Here is a 14,942-nt window from a genome sequence, read left to right on the forward strand (position 1 = left end):
GCGGGCGTGCTGACGGCCCTCGGTCTCGTACTCGTGATCGAGGGTCTGCTTTATGCCTTGGTTCCGTCGCAGCTCAAGGCCATGATGCTTGCGGTGCAGAAACTGTCGGACGACCAATTGCGTATTGGGGGCGTGGCCGCCATGGCCACGGGTGTCGTGGCGGTATGGTTGGTGCACGCGGCATTTTCCTGAGGTTTGGACCGTGAGGAGGGTTTTGATGAGCGGTAAGATCATGACGGTTCGGAGCTTGGGCCTGGCCGCAGGCCTCAGCCTGCTGGCAATCTCTGCGGTGCATGCGCAGTCGACGGCGCAGGCCCCTGCGCTCAACCAGACACCAGCACCCGGCCAGACCCTCACCCCCACACAGCCTGAGCTGCAGGAACTCCCTTCCGTGGCGGACCTCGCAGACCGGCTGCTGCCCGCCGTGGTCGAGATCACAATCGAATCCGGGGGTGGCGCTGCCGCCGATACGACGCCTGACACCCAGCAGGATACTCCCACACCGCCCGGTGCCGAGAAGAGCCCGGATGATCCCAACAACCCCTTCAAGGATTTCTTCGATGAATTCCTGAAGCGCGGGCAAGGCCAGCAGCCGCCGCAGCGGATGACGTCCATGGGCTCGGGCTTCGTGGTCGATCCCTCCGGCATCATCGTCACCAACAATCACGTGGTTGAAGGTGCTGAGACTATCGAAGTCCACTTCCATGACGATACGATCCTCAAGGCGGAGCTCGTGGGGCGTGACCCCAAGACCGATCTTGCAGTGATCCGCGTCAAGCCCGCGAAGCCCCTTCCCGTTGTCTCCTTCGGCGACAGTGACAAGCTGCGCGTCGGCGAATGGGTGATGGCCATCGGCAATCCGTTCGGCCTCGGCGGCTCTGTTTCGTTGGGCATCGTGTCCGCCCGCAACCGCGATATCAACGCCGGCCCCTATGATGACTTCATCCAGACGGATGCCGCCATCAACAAGGGCAATTCCGGCGGCCCGCTCTTCAACCTCAAGGGCCAGGTGATGGGCATCAACACGGCCATCTTCTCACCCTCGGGCGGTTCTGTCGGCATCGGCTTCTCGGTGCCGTCAAACACCGCGAAGAACGTCATCACCCAGCTTATTCAATATGGTGAAACCCGCCGCGGCTGGCTTGGTGTCAAGATCCAGTCGGTGACGGAGGAGATCGCGGATTCCCTCAACCTGCCGAACCCCCATGGCGCCCTCATCGCCGATGTCACGGCCTCGGGCCCTGCCGAAAAGGCTGGCATCCAGTCCGGAGATATCGTGGTCGAATTCAACGGCCGCGCCGTCAATTCCATGCGTGACCTGCCGAAGATCGTGGCGGAAACGCCGATTGGCACCAAGGTTCCGGTCAAGCTTCTGCGCAAGGGCAAGGAAGTCAGCGTGACGGCCGAAGTCGGCCGCCTGGAGGATGGCGAGAAGCTGGCGGATGCGTCGGGCCAGCCCGCAAAGCCCGCACCCGCCGTCGTCACCGTGCTCGGCATGACCGTCACCTCCATCACCGATGAGCTCCGCACCAAGTATGGGATCGACAAGGAACTCAAGGGTGCGGTTGTCACCGAGGTCGCGAAGGACGGCCCCGCGGCTGACAAGCGCATCGAACCGGGAGACGTCATCACCGAGGCAGGCGAGCAGGACGTTCAGGGTGCCGCCGATATTTCGGCCCGCGTCGAGGAGGCCAAGAAGGCAAATAAGAACTCGATCCTGCTGTTCATCGCCAAGGCCGGCAAATCTGCCGAGATGCGCTTCATCGCGGTGAAGCTGAACTAGGGCCCGTAGGGAGACGGCACCCCCACGCGGATGCGCTCGGAGAAGCTGGGGGAAAGGCCGCCATCCTGCGCGCGGCTGTCGATGTGGGAGCGCGCCACCAGCTCCGCCAGCGGAACGCGGCTGTCGAGCGCGCCATGGGCATAGAGATAGCCGGGCAAATAGCCATCCACGATCAGCTGCCAGTCAAAGGGCAGCTTGTCTCCCGCAGCCCTGGCCATCTTAAACACCGTGGTGGCGCAGTTGGTGGTCAGCGAATTGTAAAATCTCGGATGCTGCGTCAGCGCGTTGGCATCCTGCACATATTCAAGGAGGAGGGACTTCACCACCTCCGGCGGCGTCTTCATCCGGTAAAGCTGCACGTCTTCACCGCGGAACACCGCGCGCACGCCCACCACGTCACGCTCGTCCGAGGCGACAATCACCAGGGGGTCGGTCTTGAACATGTCTGCAATGGGCGAATAGACCCCGCCCTTGAGGCGGCGAACCTCAACCGACCATGTCAGGTATTCGCCGCCCTCGAAGCCGAAGCTCATCATCACATGGGACATGTAGGGGCTGCCCCAATAGGACAGGAAGATGTCGAGCGTCCGAAGCTTCGTCAGGTCATAGCTCTTGGTGGTCCAGTTCTGGGTTACGTCCGTTGCGCTCTTCCATTCAAAATCGCGAATATTGGTAAGCGTCAGCATGTCGCCATTGATGGTGCCGGTCACCTGCCGTGCCACCTCCGGCGCCCAGTCCGCCTGGCTCGCGGGCTTGATGGCTTGCCACCAGACACCCACCGCAACCAGAAGCGCCAGAAAAGCCGCCATGGGCCACCACCTGCGGCGGCTGAACAGGCTCACGGCTGCCAGAAGGCCGGCCAAGCCGCAAAGGGCCGCCGCCGCACCGCGCCACACCTCATCCATCGGCAAGCGGAACCACAGGGCCAGTGCGGCCCAGGCCGCGGCCAGCAGGACCAACAATGCGATGGGGATGCAGATCAGCGTAACGGCAATGCGCTTCACGTGCGATCTCCTTCCGCATCCGCTCCCTTGCCGAACGCCGCCTTCTCATAACCCTGCAAATAGAGCAGCGCCGTCAGGTCGCCGTGGTTGATGCGGAACCTGGCCTCCGCCTGCACCTGCGGCTTGGCGTGAAGGGCAACCCCCATGCCGGCTTCCCCCAGCATGGCGAGGTCATTGGCGCCGTCGCCCACGGCGATGGCGTCCAATGAGGAAATCCCCAGCCTTGCGGCGATGCGCCTCAACGCCTCAAGCTTCGCCTGCTGGCCCAGGATCGGATATTCCACCGCGCCAGTGAGCACGCCATCCTCGATGATCAGGCCGTTGGCCTGCTGCTCGTCGAAGCCCAGTTCGGCTGCCACGCGCTCCGTGAAGGGCGTGAAGCCGCCGGAAACAAGCGCCGTGTAGGCGCCATGGGCCTTCATCGTGGCAATCAGCGTTTTGCCGCCGGGCATGAAACTGATCCGTTCCCGGATGATCTTGCCGATGATCCCTTGGTCCAGCCCTTTGAGCAGCTTCACCCGCTCCAGCAGCGCACCCTCGAAGTCCAGTTCGCCCCGCATGGCGCGCGCGGTGATCTGCTTGATGTGGTCGCCAATCCCCGCCATCACGCCCAGCTCATCGATGCATTCCTGCTGGATCATCGTCGAATCCATGTCGGCAATCAGCAGGCGTTTGGCGCGATTCTGGGCGGGAACCAGATTGGCATCGATGGCTGCTCCCCGGATCGCTTCGAGAAATTCGGGCACCGCTGCAAAGGCGGGCACCTCCAGCGCCTCGCCCTCGGCCAGCCAGCGCGGCGTCTCCGCGCCAAAGCCTTGCAGCATCTCCACCACCTCGGCGCTGATTGCGCCGGAGCCCGGGGCTGCTATGAGAACGAGAACGGAATCCATATGTCGCCCACTGATCAAAAACGCGCGCTGCTTATTGCAGGCCCCACCGCCAGCGGCAAGTCCGCGCTGGCACTTGAGTTGGCGCAGGCGCGGAACGGCGTCATCATCAACGCCGATGCCCTGCAGGTTTACGCGCCGCTCCGCATCCTGTCCGCCAGGCCTGCGCCTGAGGAGGAGGCTCTGGTGCCCCACCGCCTCTATGGTCACGTGGCGGTGGACCAGCCCTATTCAGTGGCCGCCTGGGCGCGTGAGGCATTGGCGGAGCTGGAAGCCGCCTGGGCACAGGGAAAGCTCCCCATCGTCACTGGCGGCACCGGCCTGTCCTTCCGCGCGCTCGATGGCGGCCTCGCGCCCGTGCCGCCCATCCCCCAGGCCACGCGGGAACGCTGGCGCAGCTTCACGGGCGATCTTCACGGCGAGCTCCTGAAGCTGGACCCCGCCATGGCCCAACGGCTTCTCCCCACGGACCGCCAGCGCCTGGCCCGCGCCTTGGAAGTGGTGGAGGCCACAGGCCGGTCCCTTCTTGATTGGCAGCGCGAGGGCCGGGACCACGCACCCCTGTCCGGTGTGGCCGTCGAACGCATCTACATGGATGTGCCGCGGGAAGAGCTCTACGCCCGCGCTGAAGCCCGCTTCGACCGCATGATGGCCGAAGGCGCCCTCGAGGAAGCACGCCCGCTGATGGGCCTCGATCCTGCACTCCCCGCCATGAAAGCCATCGGCCTCCCCGAACTCATCGCCCATCTCGACGGCCGGCTCAGCCTCGCCGACGCCATCGAGAACGCCAAGACCGCCACCCGCCATTACATCAAGCGCCAGAGCACCTGGTGGCGCGGTCAAATGGCCCACTGGCGATAAGGCCCGACTGCGAGAGGGTAGAGCGGAGCATCTGCGCTCGCCCGCCCCTTGTATTGCTGCAAGTGCGAGATGATGTTAAACTCACGTCCCATACAATCTGGAAGGGTGCTCCCCATGACTCTCGTAATCATCGGCGCATCCGGGGCGATTGGGCGGTCGGTGGCGGATGCGTTCCATGGCGGTGGCACACGCCTCAGGCTGGTCGGCCGCCGCAAGCCGCCGCTCGCCGCCATTGCAGCGCCAGGCGATGAGATCGTGATGGCCGACGTCGCCACGCTGGCCGGCTGCCGCAGTGCGCTCGCGGGCGCGGAGATGGCGGTCTATGCACTGGGTCTTCCGTATACGGACTTGTCCTTCGCGGCCTATCCCGCCATGATGGAGGCCTTCGTCACGGCGGCGCGCGAGCAGGGGCTCAAGCGGGTTCTGCTGATCTCCAACGTCTATCCCTATGGCATTCCGCAAACGTCACTGGTCGCCGAGGATCATCCGCGCAATCCTTGCATGAAGAAGGGCGAGTTCCGCAAACAGCAGGAAGACATTCTGCTCGCGGCCAATGCGCCCGGTTTCGAAACCCTCTCACTCCGCTTGCCGGATTTCTATGGTCCCGGCGTCGAGACCAGCCTGATGAACATGGCGGCGAAGGCCGCTGCCACCGGCGGCACCGGCATGGTGCTGGGGCCCGCAGACACACCGCATGAATTCGTCTTCACGCCGGATGTGGGCCCCGTGGTCAAGGCCCTGCTGGAGCATCAGGGCCCGGTCTCCGGCGCCTATAATTTTGCGGGGGCAGGGGTCACCACCCAGCGTCAGCTCGCCAGCCTGCTCTATGAGGCCGCGGGCCATCCGCCGAAGCTTAAGGTGATGCCGCCGTGGCTCCAGTCCGCCATGGGCCTGTTCATGCCGGTCCTCCGTGAGCTGAAGGATGTGCGCTATCTGCATGAAACCCCGGTGCTGCTGGATGATGCGCGGCTCCGGTCCCTGCTGCCGAACCTTGCGAAGACGCCTTATGCGGAGGGCGCCAGGCTCACCGTTGCCGCCAGTACATCAGCCAAGCCCCCAGGCTGATTTCTCCTTGACCTCTGCCTCACGCGCAAGTAAACACCCGCCCCATGAACACCATTCTCGTAGTAGGTCTGCGCAACGCCGGGGAAGCTTAAGGCTTCCAGGAACTGGTGGTGTTGCGCGGAAAACAGGCTCCCTCGGGGGCCTTTTTTATTGCCTGAACGGCAGATCATGTGTTTGACGAACGATAAAGTCCAAGAGGTTGTAACATGGCCACGAATGAGATGACGGGCGCTGAAATCGTGCTGAAAGCACTGGCGGATCAGGGAGTCGAGCATGTGTTCGGCTATCCGGGTGGTGCCGTGCTCCCGATCTATGACGAGATTTTCCAGCAGGAGAAGGTGCAGCACATTCTCGTCCGGCACGAGCAGGGGGCAACCCATGCCGCCGAAGGCTATGCGCGCTCCACCGGCAAGTGCGGCGTTGTCCTCGTCACCTCGGGCCCCGGCGCCACCAATGCGGTCACGGGCCTGACGGACGCGCTGCTGGACTCGATCCCCATGGTCTGCCTCACCGGCCAGGTCCCCACCCATCTGATCGGCTCGGACGCCTTCCAGGAATGCGATACCGTCGGCATCACCAGGCCCTGCACCAAGCACAATTACCTGGTGAAGGACGTGAATGATCTCGCCCGCATCCTGCACGAGGCCTTTTATGTCGCCACCCATGGCCGGCCAGGCCCGGTCGTGGTTGACATCCCGAAGGACGTGCAGTTCGCCAAGGGCCGCTATGTCGGCCCCAAGAACATTGAGCACAAGACCTACCGCCCGCAGGTGAAGGCGGATCAGAACGCCATCCGCGCGGCGGTTGATCTCATCGCCACGGCCAAGCGCCCGATCCTCTATACGGGCGGCGGCGTCATCAACTCCGGCCCCACGGCCTCGAAGCTCCTGCGTGATTTCGTGGAGATGACCAACATCCCCATCACCTCCACGTTGATGGGGCTTGGCGCCTATCCGGCATCGGGCAAGAACTGGCTCGGCATGCTCGGCATGCACGGCATGTATGAGGCCAACATGGCCATGCATGATTGTGACGTGATGATCTGTGTCGGCGCCCGCTTTGATGATCGCATCACCGGCCGCCTCAACGCCTTCTCGCCCAACTCGCGCAAGATCCACATCGACATTGATCCCTCCTCGATCAACAAGACGGTGCGTGCCGAAATTCCGGTCGTGGCCGATGTCGCCCATGCGCTGGAAGACATGATCCGGGTGTGGAAGTCCAAGTCGCTCTCGCTCGACAAGAAGGCGCTCGATGCCTGGTGGAAGCAGATCGATGGCTGGCGCGCCAGGGACTGCCTGAAATACCGCAAGAACGCCGATGTCATCATGCCGCAATATGCAGTCCAGCGCCTCTATGAGCTGACCAAGGACCGTGACACCTACATCACCACCGAGGTCGGCCAGCACCAGATGTGGGCAGCGCAGTTCTACCGCTTCGAGGAGCCGAACCGCTGGATGACCTCCGGCGGCCTCGGCACCATGGGCTATGGCCTGCCTGCCGCCGTGGGTGTTCAGCAGGCGCACCCCAAGTCGCTCGTCATTGACATCGCAGGCGACGCCTCGGTGCTGATGACCATGCAGGAAATGTCCACGGCCATTCAGTACAATTTGCCGATCAAGATCTTCATCCTCAACAACCAGCACATGGGCATGGTGCGCCAGTGGCAGCAACTCCTGCACGGGAACCGGCTGTCGCATTCGTATACGGAGGCGCTGCCAGATTTCGTCAAGCTGGCGGAAGCCTATGGCTGCGTCGGCATCAGGGCGTCCAAGCCCGCTGAGCTTGATGATGCGATCAAGGAAATGATCAAGGTGCCGCAGCCCGTGCTGTTCGATTGCCGCGTGGCCAATCTCGCCAATTGCTTCCCGATGATCCCCTCGGGCAAGGCACACAACGAGATGATCCTCGGCGAGGAAGTGGCCGATGAAGACGTTGGCTCGGTGATCGACGCCAAGGGCAAGATGCTGGTTTAAGGAACAGAAGAACATGAACGCTCATCTTCAGCCCTCGGGCTCGGCCTATTTCCTCGACAATGCGAAGCCCGCAATCGAGACCCACACGCTAGCTGTCGTCGTCGACAATGAGCCGGGCGTCCTGGCCCGTGTCATCGGCCTGTTTTCGGGGCGGGGCTACAACATCGACTCGCTTACCGTGTCCGAGACGCAGCATGAACGCCACGTCTCGCGCATCACCATCGTGACCAGCGGAACGGCCCTGGTGATCGAGCAGATCAAGAACCAGCTGGGCCGCATGGTGCCGGTTCACTCCGTGGCGGACCTCACGGTCCAGGGCAACGCGCTCACCCGCGAACTCGCCATGGTGAAGGTGGCAGGCACCGGCGAAAAGCGCGTCGAGGCGCTCCGCATCGCGGACGCCTTCCGCGCCCGCGTGATCGATGCCGGAACCACCAGCTTCATCTTTGAGATCACCGGCAAGAGCGACAAGGTGGAACAGTTCATCTCGCTCATGGTGCCGCTGGGCCTCGTCGAAGTCGCCCGCACCGGTGTTGCCGGCATTACCCGAGGGCCTGAGGGGATGAAGGTCTGACGCTCCCTTCCAAGAGTATTCCAATATGTCATGCGCGGGTGTTCAGCCCGCGCATTTCTTTTCAGCGGCTCGTGGATCAGTCACAGCGCTGGGAACGCTCACTCCCGGCCGTCATTCGGGCGCGGTCAAAGGTTCTTCTGCGCGGGGTGTTTTAAAGAAATTATAGATAATGTAGGTACCTTGTTGCTCGCATCGATCATATCGTGCCAGTTCGGGAGGGCCTATGGTCATTCTACTTCAGATTTGCATCTTTATCGGCTTCGCTCTTTTTCGCGGCACCACACTCATTGGCGAACACCTCTCTCCGGCCAGCCCGGGCAGTGACACGCTTTGTTTTACGCTCAAGACGCGCAAGGGCATTTGGGCCAGGCATATCGGTCTTGTGCAACAGGGCGGCATTCCTTTCGTTATCAGGCGGGAGAGATGGTATCACCGGCTTCTGAAGAAGCTCGGCATCGCATCCGAGATCAGCGCGGGTCATGAAACATTCGACCGGACATTCTTCATCACCACCAATTTTCCGGGCCATCTGGAGCAGCTTCTCGCATCGAAAGAGCTGCAGGCGGCCGTGCGTAAGCTATTTGACTTGCCGGTCAAGTCTCTCCATGCCACGCGAAGGCGGATCTGGTGCACACTTTGGTACAAGGACCTTCACAAGAGCGATGAAGAACTTGCCGGTCACCTGACGTTGCTCAAGGATATCTCGGCGGCAAGTCAGGCGTCGTTCGCCCGGGAGCGTGCGCCTGCGGCGTGGCGGTGGCGCGGGGGAGCAGCTCTGCTGTTCATTGCGCTGCAAGCTGGCGTGCTGATGTTCGGACTCCTCGGCAGCTTTCCCGCCTACTTTGACTGGGCGCAGACGGTGAACACTTACAGCCTGGCCGTAACAGGTCTTGCGGCCGGAGTAATCGCGGCAATCCTGTGGACCTCATTCATCATCGTCGTTTTCAGCGAGTCGCCCTGGACCAGCTGGGTTTTGGCTGACTTTGTCCTGTTTGGATTTCTCGGTTTCGTGCTCTCAGGCATGGTCGTGCTCCGCGAGGTGAATGTCATGGCGCCGCAGCCCGCGGCCACTGTTTACCTGCAGCCAGTGGTCGAGAAGATCTGTGTGCTCCAATGCAAGATGGGGAGGAGAAGACGCGCTCGGCGCCTGTCATATACCTTCCACACGGACAGTGACTGCGCCCCTCAACGGCGGGAAGAGATCAGGCTCAGCAAAATAGCGTCAGAACCCATTTGCGCATCGAGTGCTTGGTTTGACTATAGCCTTCGCGTCAAGCACTGGCAGCAGGGGGAGCCCTATATGTTCTCCGCGAGCAGCTTTCTCTTCGATGCAGTTCAGACCGGAAGCACGGTCAGGCTTCCCGTGCATCCGGGCGCGCTGGGTTTTCAATGGCTTGTCTGGGATGAGATCCAGGCAAATTAGTCTTGCCTCGACAAAGCTCCACACCGCGTTATCCGGCGTGGCGACACTGGGGAAACTTCTCCTTCCTCTCCCCCCCGCGCATGTGGGGAAGAGGGCAGGGTGAGGGGGTGGTCCCTACCGGAGGCCTCGCATCCCTCCGCGCCACCCCTCGCGTGGCCACGCGGAGAGGGGCGGGAAGGGCCGGGCCTCACCGGGTGAGGCCTCGGAAAACAGATTCACGATGTCAATCAGCAGAAGGCACGTCGAAGGCAGAGTGCTAGCATGAAGCAGGAATAAAGTCAAGTAATAAGAATTAAACGCCGTTGCATGCGTTGCGAACTGGTCTGCTCATTTTCCTCCGAACCGGATTTTTTCTCCGGTCCAATTTGCGCTAGAAGTTCTTGTGAATTGAAGGAGTTGCCTGCGCCGTGCCGTGCAAATTGTCGGTCAATGTCAATGCCATCGCCTATCTCAGGAACCGCCGGGATCTGCCGTGGCCGTCGGTTGTGGAGTTGAGCCGTATTGCGCTTGATGCGGGGGCCGTCGGCATCACCGTTCATCCGAGGCCTGATGAGCGGCACATCCGCCGCGCCGACGTGGGTGACATCAGTGCCATGCTCCGCGCGGAATATCCCGGCCGCGAATTCAACATCGAGGGCTATTCGGATGAGCGCTTCCTGGCGCTCGTCGAGGAGGTCCGCCCCGATCAGGTCACGCTGGTGCCGGATGATCCGGCCCAGGGCACCTCGGACCATGGCTGGGACATCGCCACCCATCAGGACCAGCTGAGCCGCGTCATCGCCCGCCTCCACCAGGGCTCCATGCGGGTGTCCCTGTTCATCGATCCCGATCCCGCAGTGCCAGCGCTTGCCAAGGCCGTTGGGGCGGACCGTGTGGAAATCTATACCGGCCCCTATGGCGGCGCCTTCGCGGCAGCCGATGTGGTCCGCGAATTCGGCCTTGTGGTCGCAACAGGCCAGGCCGCGGGGCAGGCGGGGCTCGGCCTCAACGCCGGTCATGACCTGACGAGGGCCAATCTCCCCGGCCTCGTCAAGGCGCTCCCCAATCTGCAGGAGGTCTCGATCGGCCACGCCGTCATTGCGGATGCGCTGATGCTGGGCCTCGGCGAGGCCGTTCGCCAGTTCCGGGCTGCCATTGGCGACCTCTGACCTTCTCACGCTGCTCTCGATCGGCGTGGTGCAGCTCCTCGCGGTGATCTCGCCGGGGCCGAGCTTTCTCATCACCGCGCGCACGGCCGTGGCGCAATCGCGGCTTGATGGCATCAAGGTCGCTCTGGGGCTTGGCACGGGAACTGTCATCTGGGCCACGGCAACGCTGTTTGGCCTCATCACCGTGTTCCACGCGGTGCCAGCCCTGTTCGTCGCCATGAAATTCGCAGGCGCGATGTTCCTGCTCTACATCGCCTACAACATCTTCCGCCACGCGGCGGAGCCCTTGAAGGTTGAAGGCGGTGCTGCGCTGCGGGGGAGTCCCTATGTGAAGGGCCTTCTCACCCAAATTTCCAATCCCAAAGTGGCGGTGTTCTTCGGTTCGATCTTCATCGCCATGCTGCCAGCCCAGGTGCCACTGTGGATGACGCTGGCGTTGATCGCCATCGTGAGCTTCAACGAAGTGTGGTGGTACAGCGTGGTCGCCCTGTTCTTCGCCTCAGGCCCGGTGCGCAGTTTCTATCTAGGGGCCAAGGTGTGGATTGACAGGGTCACCGGCCTGTTCCTCGGGGCGCTGGGCCTCAGGCTGCTCTGGTCCGCGGGAGATGTGCTTTAGAGATACAATTTTAACTTGTATTTTACACCTCGTGGGGTGTACTTCCGCTTCATCGACCTGAGCGGAACGAATGTCTTTAGCGGAAACTCTCAAACCTGTGTGGACCAGGCATGACCTCTTGTACTTGGGCCACAAGGTAGAGCGCATTCTCTGTCCGCACTGGCTGCTCTGGGCAGCACTTATCGGCCTTTATGCGATCAACATGGTCTGGGTTGGCCTCAGCCTGCGGCTCACCCTGTCGGCAGCCACAGCACTGCAGATGGCGGCCATCTTCATAGGCACGCCGCTCATCTTGATCTACTGGCATGTGCGGGAGAAGGCCTTCGACCGGCCGCTCGAGGTTTTGGTCCGCACCCTCATGGTCACCTTGTTTGCAGGGCTTCTCACGCAGCAGGTCAATCTCTTCAGCCATCTCACCATGTCTTTGGGGCTGCCGCTCGCCGATGCCCGCCTCACCCAGTGGGACCAGGCTCTCGGATTTGATTGGAACGGTTACGTCCGGTTGATGGCGTCAGAACCGTGGAGCCGGAACCTGCTGTTCTTCGCCTATTACGACCTGCTCGGACCGGCGATCGGCGTCATCATCGTCCTCAGCATCTGGCACGCGCGATATGACAGGGTGAACGAAGTGGCCTTCCTGGCGCTCTTCACGGGCATCGTCTGCGTCAGCGTTGCGGCACTGTTTCCCGCCGAGGGCGCGTGGAAGACGCTGGCCTCGGCGGAGAGCCGTGCCCTGATCGGCGATCAATGGGTTCTGGGCTGGATCCATCATTTCCACGCCCTGCGCGGAATCGGCCCCGTCACCTTCACCCCGGCGAACAATGAGGGGATTGTCGGTTTCCCCTCCTATCACTCCTGTCTCGGCTTCATCATCATGTGGTGCAGCCGGGGGAGCTGGCTTGGCGCGCTGGCGGGCGGCATCAGCGGGATCGGCATCGTTCTCGCAACGCCCATCTTCGGGGAGCACTACTTGGTGGACGTGCTGGCGGGCGGCGCCGTCACCGCCGGGGCAATCCTGCTCTGGCAGCGGATCGGGCTGGCCCAGCCCTCCGCCCAGCCCTTAACGCAGGGCGGACACTAGGCTTTTGCCGCTTGCCTTGGGCCTTTCAGCCCGCTATTCCCGCGCCAATTCAATTCCAATGGGATGGACCTGAGATATGCGCGTTTACTATGACCGTGATGCCGACGTGAACCTCATCAAGTCGAAGAAGGTGGCGGTCGTGGGCTATGGCAGCCAGGGCCGCGCCCACGCGCTGAACCTGAAGGACTCCGGCGCCACCAATGTGGTGATCGCCCTCAAGGCCGGCTCTGCCACCATCAAGAAGGCGGAAGCCGACGGCTTCAAGGTGATGACCGTGGCGGAGGCCGCCAAATGGGCCGACCTCCTCATGATGGCCACGCCCGACGAACTCCAGGCCGACATCTGGCGTGACGAGATCGCCCCAAACATCCGTGATGGCGCGGCGATTGCTTTCGCCCACGGCCTCAACGTCCACTTCAACCTGATCGAGCCCAAGAAGACGATCGACGTGATCATGATCGCCCCCAAGGGCCCCGGCCACACGGTGCGCGGCGAATATCAGAAGGGCGGCGGCGTTCCCTGCCTCATCGCCATCCACCATGATGCTTCGGGCAATGCCCATGATCTGGCGCTCTCCTATGCCTCAGGTGTTGGCGGCGGCCGCTCCGGCATCATCGAGACGAGCTTCAAGGAAGAATGCGAGACCGATCTGTTCGGCGAGCAGGTCGTGCTCTGCGGCGGCCTGGTGGAGCTGATCCGCGCGGGCTATGAGACGCTCGTTGAAGCGGGATACGCGCCCGAGATGGCCTATTTCGAATGCCTGCATGAAGTGAAGCTGATCGTCGACCTCATCTATGAGGGCGGCATCGCCAACATGAACTACTCGATTTCCAACACCGCCGAGTGGGGCGAATACGTGACGGGCCCGCGCATCATCACGGAGGAGACCAAGAAGGAGATGAAGCGCGTTCTGACCGATATTCAGACCGGCAAGTTCACCTCCGACTGGATGCAGGAGTATCGCGCCGGTGCCGCCCGCTTCAAGGGCATCCGCCGCATGAACGACAGCCACAACATCGAGGAAGTGGGCGCCAAGCTCCGCGCCATGATGCCGTGGATCGGCAAGAACAAGCTGGTCGACCGCGCACGGAACTAGCGTTCCTGCATAGGACCAATACGGGTCAGGGCGGTTCCCACGGAGCCGCCCTTCTGGTTTTATGGTCTGGCTTCCCGGCGAAGGCCGGGATCCCGCTGTGGACGCTGAAAGCGTCACCCCACCTTCGCTGGGGCGACGGAATAATGGAGGGGGAGGGCACATGAGCATCGAGAACGACATCGCGCAGATCACCCGCCAAGAGGAGGCCCTGCGCTTCGAGGCCTTCAGCGAGGCAGACGCCTGGGCCCTGGGAAGCTTGATGCGCGAGGAGGCGGTGGCGAAGGGCCTGCCGCTGGTGATCGACATCCGCATCGGCATCCGGCCTCTTTTCTACACGGCACTCCCCGGCACCACGCCTGAGAACCCGGATTGGGTGCGGCGCAAGGTCAACACGGTTTACCGCTTTCAGAAATCCTCCTACCGGGTCGGCCGCGAATATGCGCTCAAAGGAAACAGCTTCGATGCCTCGCGCGGGCTCGACCTGAAGGACTTCGCGCCCCAGGGCGGCGGCTTCCCGATCCACATTTTGCGAACTGGCGTTGTGGGTGCCGTCACAGTGTCCGGCATTCCGCAGCGCGAGGACCATGGCTTCGTGGTCCGCATGCTGAGCAGATATCTCGAGATCGATCCCGCCCAGCTTGCGCTTCCGCCCGCCATCGAAATCGACTGATGGATTACAGCCTGCTTTTCTTCGTGGTGGCAGGTGCAGCGGCGTTTCTCGTCGGCGCATCGAAGGGCGGGCTTCCCATGGTCGGGGCGCTAGGCGTTCCGCTGCTGGCGCTCGTCATGTCTCCCGTCGCTGCTGCGGCGCTGCTGCTTCCCGTCTATATCGTCAGCGACTGGGTGGGGCTCTGGGCCTACCGCAGGGAATACAGCGCCCGCAATCTGGCGATCCTGCTTCCTGCCATGGTGCTCGGCGTGGGCGTTGGCTGGGCCACGGCCAAAATCACGCCGGAATGGATGGTGACACTGCTCGTGGGCGTCGTCGGCCTTTATTACTGCGCCACCGTGGTGTTCCGCAAAGCCAATGCGCCGCCGCACCGGGCGGATGTGCCGCGCGGCATCTTCTGGGGCACCATCACCGGCTTCACCAGTTTCGTGTCCCACACCGGAGGCCCGCCGTTCCAGACCTATGTGCTGCCGCAGAAGCTGCCCAAAATGGTGTTCGCGGGGACGAGCACCATCGCCTTTGCCATCATCAATGTGGTGAAGCTCGTGCCTTACTGGGCGCTGGGCCAGTTCAATCCGGGGAACCTCGAAGTGGCGGCCCTTTTGTCCCCCGTCGCCATTGTGGGTGCCGTGGTGGGCTATTGGGGAACCAAGCGGCTTCCGGAACAGCTGTTCTACCGCCTGGTGGAAGTGGCGCTGTTCATCATCTCGCTGAAGCTCATCTATGACGCGCTGTTCAAATGAGTGTGGCGGGCCGCC

General features: G+C 62.5%; 15 protein-coding genes. 13 read left to right on the top strand and 2 right to left on the bottom strand.

Annotation, left to right across the window (positions count from 1 at the left end):
* Positions 1-6: 6 nt before the first annotated feature.
* Together ACO06F_RS00535 and ACO06F_RS00540 are read left to right on the top strand one after the other, a co-directional pair.
* A complete protein-coding gene (locus ACO06F_RS00535; protein ID WP_421694756.1) occupies positions 7-192 on the top strand; it encodes a DUF2065 domain-containing protein in 186 nt (61 codons plus the stop codon).
* A 25-nt stretch (positions 193-217) separates the two neighbouring features.
* Positions 218-1,783 (top strand): DegQ family serine endoprotease, encoded by a 1,566-nt coding sequence (locus ACO06F_RS00540; RefSeq protein ID WP_421694757.1) that lies wholly within the window; start codon positions 218-220, stop codon positions 1,781-1,783.
* Here ACO06F_RS00540 and ACO06F_RS00545 read toward each other — a convergent pair.
* Positions 1,780-2,787, bottom strand: a complete 1,008-nt coding sequence (locus ACO06F_RS00545) for a DUF4105 domain-containing protein (RefSeq protein ID WP_421694758.1) — start codon at positions 2,785-2,787, stop codon at positions 1,780-1,782. The two genes, ACO06F_RS00540 and ACO06F_RS00545, sit on opposite strands and share 4 nt — an antisense overlap.
* Entirely contained in the window at positions 2,784-3,677 is an 894-nt protein-coding gene (gene serB, locus ACO06F_RS00550; RefSeq protein WP_421694759.1) for a phosphoserine phosphatase SerB, read from the bottom strand. Before serB ends, ACO06F_RS00545 begins: the two co-directional genes overlap by 4 nt.
* On the opposite strand from serB, the gene miaA reads away from it, so the two are divergent.
* From miaA to ACO06F_RS00605, 11 genes are all read left to right on the top strand, one after another.
* Positions 3,678-4,535: a tRNA (adenosine(37)-N6)-dimethylallyltransferase MiaA gene (miaA, locus tag ACO06F_RS00555; protein WP_421694760.1), complete on the top strand. Its 858-nt coding sequence runs from the start codon at positions 3,678-3,680 to the stop codon at positions 4,533-4,535.
* Between the two features lie 114 nt (positions 4,536-4,649).
* Positions 4,650-5,600: an NAD-dependent epimerase/dehydratase family protein gene (locus ACO06F_RS00560; RefSeq protein WP_421694761.1), complete on the top strand. Its 951-nt coding sequence runs from the start codon at positions 4,650-4,652 to the stop codon at positions 5,598-5,600.
* A 206-nt stretch (positions 5,601-5,806) separates the two neighbouring features.
* Entirely contained in the window at positions 5,807-7,576 is a 1,770-nt protein-coding gene (locus tag ACO06F_RS00565) for an acetolactate synthase 3 large subunit (protein ID WP_421694762.1), read from the top strand.
* Positions 7,577-7,589: 13 nt separating this feature from the next.
* Complete coding sequence (gene ilvN, locus ACO06F_RS00570) at positions 7,590-8,150, top strand: acetolactate synthase small subunit (RefSeq protein ID WP_421694763.1); 561 nt, start codon at positions 7,590-7,592, stop codon at positions 8,148-8,150.
* 223 nt (positions 8,151-8,373) lie between these two features.
* On the top strand, positions 8,374-9,573 hold the full coding sequence (locus tag ACO06F_RS00575) for a hypothetical protein (protein WP_421694764.1): 1,200 nt from the start codon (positions 8,374-8,376) through the stop codon (positions 9,571-9,573).
* Between the two features lie 407 nt (positions 9,574-9,980).
* On the top strand, positions 9,981-10,721 hold the full coding sequence (locus ACO06F_RS00580; protein ID WP_421694765.1) for a pyridoxine 5'-phosphate synthase: 741 nt from the start codon (positions 9,981-9,983) through the stop codon (positions 10,719-10,721).
* A complete protein-coding gene (locus tag ACO06F_RS00585; RefSeq protein ID WP_421694766.1) occupies positions 10,708-11,337 on the top strand; it encodes a LysE family translocator in 630 nt (209 codons plus the stop codon). The genes ACO06F_RS00580 and ACO06F_RS00585 overlap by 14 nt, the downstream gene beginning before the upstream one ends.
* 124 nt (positions 11,338-11,461) lie before the next feature.
* The gene (locus ACO06F_RS00590) at positions 11,462-12,418 is read left to right on the top strand and encodes a phosphatase PAP2 family protein (protein WP_421694767.1); all 957 of its coding nucleotides are present in this window, start codon (positions 11,462-11,464) and stop codon (positions 12,416-12,418) included.
* Between the two features lie 76 nt (positions 12,419-12,494).
* On the top strand, positions 12,495-13,514 hold the full coding sequence (gene ilvC / locus ACO06F_RS00595) for a ketol-acid reductoisomerase (protein WP_421694768.1): 1,020 nt from the start codon (positions 12,495-12,497) through the stop codon (positions 13,512-13,514).
* 160 nt (positions 13,515-13,674) lie between these two features.
* Positions 13,675-14,184, top strand: a complete 510-nt coding sequence (locus ACO06F_RS00600) for a heme-degrading domain-containing protein (RefSeq protein ID WP_421694769.1) — start codon at positions 13,675-13,677, stop codon at positions 14,182-14,184.
* Complete coding sequence (locus tag ACO06F_RS00605; RefSeq protein ID WP_421696592.1) at positions 14,181-14,927, top strand: sulfite exporter TauE/SafE family protein; 747 nt, start codon at positions 14,181-14,183, stop codon at positions 14,925-14,927. The genes ACO06F_RS00600 and ACO06F_RS00605 overlap by 4 nt, the downstream gene beginning before the upstream one ends.
* The last annotated feature ends 15 nt before the right edge of the window (positions 14,928-14,942 follow it).

The sequence above is a fragment of the Aestuariivirga sp. genome (genome assembly GCF_965227715.1).
In the GTDB taxonomy this organism is placed as follows: domain Bacteria; phylum Pseudomonadota; class Alphaproteobacteria; order Rhizobiales; family Aestuariivirgaceae; genus Aestuariivirga.

What these genes read in the sequence shown, in the direction of transcription:
- ilvN (WP_421694763.1), top strand. Translation starts at nt 7,590, where the DNA reads ATGAACGCTCATCTTCAGCCCTCGGGCTCGGCCTATTTCCTCGACAAT.
- ACO06F_RS00575 (WP_421694764.1), top strand. Translation starts at nt 8,374, where the DNA reads ATGGTCATTCTACTTCAGATTTGCATCTTTATCGGCTTCGCTCTTTTT.
- miaA (WP_421694760.1), top strand. Translation starts at nt 3,678, where the DNA reads ATGTCGCCCACTGATCAAAAACGCGCGCTGCTTATTGCAGGCCCCACC.
- ACO06F_RS00540 (WP_421694757.1), top strand. Translation starts at nt 218, where the DNA reads ATGAGCGGTAAGATCATGACGGTTCGGAGCTTGGGCCTGGCCGCAGGC.
- serB (WP_421694759.1), bottom strand. Translation starts at nt 3,677, where the DNA reads ATGGATTCCGTTCTCGTTCTCATAGCAGCCCCGGGCTCCGGCGCAATC.
- ACO06F_RS00600 (WP_421694769.1), top strand. Translation starts at nt 13,675, where the DNA reads ATGAGCATCGAGAACGACATCGCGCAGATCACCCGCCAAGAGGAGGCC.
- ACO06F_RS00560 (WP_421694761.1), top strand. Translation starts at nt 4,650, where the DNA reads ATGACTCTCGTAATCATCGGCGCATCCGGGGCGATTGGGCGGTCGGTG.
- ilvC (WP_421694768.1), top strand. Translation starts at nt 12,495, where the DNA reads ATGCGCGTTTACTATGACCGTGATGCCGACGTGAACCTCATCAAGTCG.
- ACO06F_RS00565 (WP_421694762.1), top strand. Translation starts at nt 5,807, where the DNA reads ATGGCCACGAATGAGATGACGGGCGCTGAAATCGTGCTGAAAGCACTG.